The 5,496-nt window shown below is 66.3% G+C and carries 5 protein-coding genes, 2 pseudogenes and 1 other annotated feature; of the genes and pseudogenes, 4 read left to right on the forward strand and 3 right to left on the reverse strand.

Annotation, left to right across the window (positions count from 1 at the left end; all coding sequences use genetic code 11):
• The first annotated feature begins 340 nt into the window (after positions 1–340).
• The gene (locus tag ACFWJO_RS37110; RefSeq protein ID WP_386872517.1) at positions 341–634 is read left to right on the forward strand and encodes a hypothetical protein; all 294 of its coding nucleotides are present in this window, start codon (positions 341–343) and stop codon (positions 632–634) included.
• 127 nt (positions 635–761) lie between these two features.
• Here the strand turns inward: ACFWJO_RS37110 and ACFWJO_RS37115 are convergent, their stop codons facing one another.
• The gene (locus ACFWJO_RS37115; protein ID WP_386872519.1) at positions 762–1,013 is read right to left on the reverse strand and encodes a hypothetical protein; all 252 of its coding nucleotides are present in this window, start codon (positions 1,011–1,013) and stop codon (positions 762–764) included.
• The gene (locus ACFWJO_RS37120; RefSeq protein ID WP_386872521.1) at positions 1,010–1,624 is read right to left on the reverse strand and encodes an AAA family ATPase; all 615 of its coding nucleotides are present in this window, start codon (positions 1,622–1,624) and stop codon (positions 1,010–1,012) included. The genes ACFWJO_RS37115 and ACFWJO_RS37120 overlap by 4 nt, the downstream gene beginning before the upstream one ends.
• A 707-nt stretch (positions 1,625–2,331) precedes the next feature.
• Between ACFWJO_RS37120 and ACFWJO_RS37125 the strand changes: the two genes are divergently transcribed.
• Positions 2,332–3,714 (forward strand): NAD-dependent succinate-semialdehyde dehydrogenase, encoded by a 1,383-nt coding sequence (locus ACFWJO_RS37125; protein ID WP_386872523.1) that lies wholly within the window; start codon positions 2,332–2,334, stop codon positions 3,712–3,714.
• Positions 3,715–3,800: 86 nt separating this feature from the next.
• Here ACFWJO_RS37125 and ACFWJO_RS37130 read toward each other — a convergent pair whose 3' ends face one another.
• Positions 3,801–4,568: a nuclear transport factor 2 family protein gene (locus ACFWJO_RS37130; RefSeq protein WP_386872524.1), complete on the reverse strand. Its 768-nt coding sequence runs from the start codon at positions 4,566–4,568 to the stop codon at positions 3,801–3,803.
• Between the two features lie 581 nt (positions 4,569–5,149).
• On the opposite strand from ACFWJO_RS37130, the pseudogene ACFWJO_RS37135 reads away from it, so the two are divergent.
• Both ACFWJO_RS37135 and ACFWJO_RS37140 read left to right on the forward strand, forming a co-directional pair.
• Positions 5,150–5,278: pseudogene (locus ACFWJO_RS37135) on the forward strand (hypothetical protein); the annotation flags it as partial.
• 36 nt (positions 5,279–5,314) lie between these two features.
• Positions 5,315–5,496, forward strand: a pseudogene (locus ACFWJO_RS37140) (IS3 family transposase); the annotation flags it as partial.
• Positions 5,377–5,473 (forward strand) — a sequence feature (AL1L pseudoknot). Its footprint overlaps the pseudogene before it by 97 nt.

Below are 5,496 nucleotides of genomic sequence, written 5' to 3' on the forward strand. Positions count from 1 at the left end.
TCCGGTGGGGATGACGTGATCGTGCCGGACGAACTCGAAAGGGAAGTCTTGGACGCGGCCCGGCGCGCTGATCCTTCGGTGTGGGAGTCCCTGCGTCCTGCTGATCCCTGGTCCCTGGTCCCTGGCCCCGTCGTCCTGGCGGCTTTGGGCGTGCCCGCCTGACGCTGGGTTGTCCCCGCTGGCGGCGGTGACCCGCTGCGGCCCCTGAGCGGCCCCCGCGCGCAGCGGAGCGAGCACGGGGCCGCGCCGGGGGTCCAGGGGCCCGGCCCCTGGCGCGGGGGCGCGGGGGGCGGCGGCAGCCCCCCGCAAACGGGACCGGCGCGCGTGATGAGATGAGCTCGTGGACTCCCTGCGCGTGTACGACGGCCCGGCCTTCCTCGATCCTTCGGAGGTGGGCTCGGCCCGATACGGACGTGAGCCGCTGGTGCGGGTGGCGCTGCCGGATCGGGAGGACGTGGACGCGATGGCCTGCCGCTGGTCGGCCTCGCATGTGCTCGTGTCGTGGCAGGACGTGCCCGGTGGGCCGATGCTCTCGGCGTGGGTGCCTGCGGGATGGGTCGAGCGGATTAAGCCGGACGTGGCCCGGTGGCTTCCCCTTCCGGGGCGCGATCCGATGCCGCGGCTGGACCATTAGGCCAGGCTGCGATCAGACAGGATGGGAGATGCGGACGGGGGAGGGCTTCGCCTGGTCGGGTCCGGCCCGGCCCCTGCACGCGCAACGGCCCCCGCCATGCTGACGGGGGCCGTTGTCGTTCCGGGGATCAGGGCATGGGGTGCTTGGCCTGCACGGCCTCGATGATGAGGTCCTTCATGCTCACGCCTCGCTCGAACGCAAGGCGGCGCATGTGCTCGTGGAAGTCGCGGGGAAAGTTGAACGACGTGTTCACGACCTCGGGACGGCTGCGGTCCTGGAACGCGGCGCGCATGTCCCCGGCGGGCCGGGCGGCGGGCTGGGCCTCTCCCTTGGGGCGGCGACGCCCGGCGACGGTGGAGGGTTTGCGGGGGGTGGTCATCGCTGGGTCATCTCCTGAATCTCGGCGGCCACGTCGGCCCACGGGCCGATCTGGGCGGGGGTCGGCCACGATCCGGCAAGGACGTTGAACGCCTCGCGGCGGGGGATCGCGGTGGTGAAGCTCGGCACGCCCTCGGCCTCCAACACGGCGCGCGTGTCGGCGTAGGTGCGCGTTCGGGGGTCCACGCGGTTCAGCAGCACCACGGACGGCACGGCCTGGCCCACAGCGTCCACCGTGGCCCACACGCGGGACAGGTCCAGCCGCGCGGCACCGCTCGGGACGATCACGAGGTCTGCGCGGGCGACGGCGGCGGTCTGGCTAGCCGGGTCGCCGGGGGCGGTGTCGATCAGCAGCACATCGGCGTTGGAAGTCTTGCGGGTCAGGGTGGAGCGGTTCACAGCGTCCCACCGGATCGGCAGGGGCTCGCCCCGGGCTTCCTCGGCGTCCTCGATCCACTCGCTCGCACTGCCCTGCGGGTCCGCGTCCCAGACCTCGACGCTGCGCCCGGCATGGGTGAGCGCAGCGGCAAGCATCATGGTGGCTGTGGTCTTGCCGACGCCGCCCTTCGAGTTCAGCAGCGTGAGCGTCAAGGGCTTTCCGTTCTCCGGCATGGTTCCTCCTTGGTCTGAGGGTGCGCGGCGAGTGCCGCTCACGGTCCACTCTAGTGCCTACGTGCCTACGTCGGCAAGTAGCCATGTAGTCATGTAGGCATGTAGGCGGGCGTATACGGTGCGCGTTGCTGGGGGACCGGCGGCCAGGTCGCGGATACCTCGATACTGGCCACCACGCTGGAACAGATCAGCGTTGCCGGGGCTCGTGGCCGGCCCAGGACACGCCCGCAGAGGCTGATCGCGGACAAGGGCTACCCCCTCGAGGGCGAACCGGGCCCGGCTACACCGGGATGGCATCGCGGCCACGATCCCCGAGCGGGCCGATCAGATCGCGCACCGCCGCAGACGCCCGGGTCGGCCGATCGGCCTCGGGAAGACCAGCGCCAACACTACCGGGGCCGCAACGTCGTGGAGCGGTGCTTCAACCGACTCAAGCAGCGGCGAGGGATCGCGATGTGCTCGGACAGGTACGCCCGGACCTATCACGCCAGGCTCAGCCCCGCTGCGACACTGCACTCGCTCGCTACCGTCCTTTAGCAACACACCCTAGGACAGTGACGCGCTGCAGACCATGCGGCAGGTAAAGCTTCGGGGGCAGGAGCGGGCGTCCTCAGGTGAACCTGCCGGCCCGGGGATCTAGTTCCGACGCCGCCGCCGGCCTATGCTGATGTGATCCACGACATACCAACTGCAAGGGAGTGGCCCTGATGAGCCCTGCATTCCGCGTCCAGAACCCAGTCAACGGCAAGGTGCTTGAGAGCTTTGACACGGCAACCGATGCCCAGGTCACGGAGGCGCTCGCCATCGCCGAGAAGGCATTTGCTGAATGGTCCGCGCGCCCAATGAGCGAGCGCGCCGTGATCGTGGATAAAGTGGCCGCGCTGTTCGACGAGCGCAAGGATGAGCTCGCCGAGATCATCGGCATCGAGATGGGCAAGCGCAAGGCCGAGGGCATCGAAGAGGCTGAGTACTGCTCGGCAATCTTCGGCTATTACGCCACCAACGGCGAGAAGCTCACAGCCGACCTCGACCTCGAAGTCGACGGCGCCAAGGCCGTCCTCGAGCGCCGCCCAGTGGGCCCGATCCTCGGTATCATGCCGTGGAACTTTCCCTATTACCAGGTGGCTCGCTTCGCTGCGCCAAACCTGGTGCTGGGCAATGTGATCCTGCTTAAGCACGCCGAGATCTGCCCCAAGTCCGCGGCCGCCATTCAGGCCATCATGGACGAGGCGGGTGTACCGGCAGGCGTATACCAAACCCTGTACGCCACCCACGACCAGATCTCCACCATCATCGCGGATCCGCGCGTCGCGGGCGTATCCCTAACCGGCTCCGAGCGAGCCGGGGCCACCGTGGCGGAGCAGGCTGGTAAGGCCCTGAAGAAGGCCGTACTGGAGCTCGGCGGCTCGGACCCCTACGTCATCTTGGACACCGACGATGTCAAGACGGCCGCAGCCAATGCGTGGGGGGCTCGCATGTACAACACCGGCCAGGCATGCGATTCCAACAAGCGCATGATCGTTATGGCAGACATCTACGACGAGTTCGTCGCAGAACTCGAGAAGCTTGCCAAGAAGATGACCCCGGGCGATTACACCTCCGATGATGACACCGTCTATCAGCCCCTGTCCTCTCGAGAGGCCGCCGAGCGCCTCGCCGGGCAGCTGGAGAAGGCCAAGGCGGCGGGCGCCAACATCCGCGTCGGCGGTGAATTGGCGAAGGAGGGGGCGTACATCAGCCCTGCCGTCGTCACGGACATCCCGCGCGGTTCCGAGATCTTCTACGAAGAGTTCTTTGGCCCGATTGCCGTCGTCTACAAGGTGCAGGACGATGCGGAGGCCCTCGAGGTAGCCAATGACTCCCAGTTCGGCCTTGGTGGCTCCGTGTTCTCCCAGGACCGTGCTCGAGCAGAGAAGTTGGGGTCCCAGCTGGAGGTAGGAATGGCCAAGATCAACACGCACGCTGCTGAAGGTGAGAGCATCCCGTTCGGCGGCGTAAAGCGCTCCGGCTACGGCCGTGAACTCGGACCTGTGGGGATGGACGAGTTCGTGAACAAGCGCCTGTACTGGGTCGGCGAGGACGGCGCCTGATCAACCCCAGACAGAGGACGGGCCCCAGCCGAAGATCCGGCTGGGGGCCGTCCTCTTCTCTAAAGTCCTCAGCCGCGCATCGGAAGTCAGAAGACGCCGTGGTCGTGGACCGCGTCCTCATCCAAAGGGACTTCGCTAATGGCGTCCCACAGCTCAACAACGGCGCCATCCTCCACTCGCCAGAGCTCACAGTAGGAATGGCGCACACCAGCGACGCTGCCCTCGGAGTGGGTCAGCACGAAGTCGCCCTGGGCCACAGTGCGGTGGATTCGATCGTACACAAGGCCTTCGCCAGAGTCGCGCAACGCCGTGAGGAAATCAATCACTGCAGGGACGCCGTCGCCGATATCCGGACTGTGCATCGCAAACTGCCGATCTCGCCCATACTCCTCGAACCCGCTGTAATCCCCACCGATGAGGGTCTTCTGGAAGAACTCGACGACAAGTGTGCGGTTCTTCTCAGTGTCGGCATCTAGATCGGGGCGGGTGGGTCCGTCCAGCTGGGTGCGGCCAGAAACGTTGGGCGCGGCTGCCGGCACAAGGTTGTCCCAGTGCTCGGCGAGTTTGCCATCGACCACGCGATAGATGTCGAAGCCGACAAGATCTTGCTCTTCAAGACCCTTGAATTTCCCATGGAGAGCTACGAAATCGCCATCCTCGATTACGCGGACATTCTCGTAAGTAAGCCCCTCCCCACACTCCAGAACAAGCCGACGCAAACCCTCCCGATCATTGGCTACTAGCGGAGAGTGCTCGATGAAATCCTCCGTGAAATGTGCATTCAGGACCCCTGTGTCATGCTGGTCGAAAAGGCGGGTGTGGACGTCCAGCACGAGCCTGCCGTTCTGTGCCATGTCTGGTCTTCCTTTCTCCGAGGACGGCTGGCCAGGGAGCCGACCCTTCCCCGGACGCACATCGCGCGCGGGGGCCGTCCGACGTGCGGCGATCATAAGCAGGCAAGATATGCTTGTGCCATATATCACACACTGCCCCCTTGTTCTGAAGCACCTGCGCCAGCTTCTCCATCCCGGGAAGGGACCGCGCATGGACTGCACCCCACCTCTCGTTAGGCGTGGACGTCGCCCTCACCCGAGCGACGGGCAGTCAGCGTCAGCGGCTTTCAGCCCTGGCGTGCGGCCGTGATCGATACCGCCCCGTTGCCGCCAGTTCCGTTGTGGCGGTGGCCAACCGCACGAGGGCATGACGTTGTTGACTCGGGCCGAGGCACAGGCCTCCAGACAATGGAAGCGCAGCTGACGGTCGAAAACGTAGGCGGGACTGATGCACGCACGGGTGACAGTCATCCTCACGCCACGTGAGTGGGAGTGTCGTCCAATCTCAGTGAAGCGCACTGGGTTTCGTTCCGATCCAACTGAAGGAGGATCGGAACATGCCCAAGAAGTACACCCCCGAGCTGCGTGAGCGCGCTGTGCGGATGGTCCTGGAACGCCAAGCCGCTGAGGGAGGCCCGCGCTCACACTCGATCCGGGCTGTGGCCCCGCAGCTCGGCGTCGGTGAAGAGACCCTGCGAATGTGGTGCAACCGCCACGGCCACGAGATCACCCAGGCGCCGGCGGGAGAAGATCTGCAGCAGGAGAACAAGCGCCTCAAGCGTGAGCTCGCCGAGGCCCGGCGAGCGAACGAGATCCTCAAAGCCGCCTCGGCTTTTTTCGCAGCGGAGCTCGACCGCCCCACGACGAGATGATCCGGTTCATCGACGAACACCGCGAGCAATTCGGGGTCGAGGCCATCTGCCGCGTGCTCAGCGCGACGGAGTGGGGG

It is taken from the genome of Streptomyces sp. NPDC127092, from assembly GCF_042722475.1.
GTDB lineage: Bacteria > Actinomycetota > Actinomycetes > Streptomycetales > Streptomycetaceae > Streptomyces.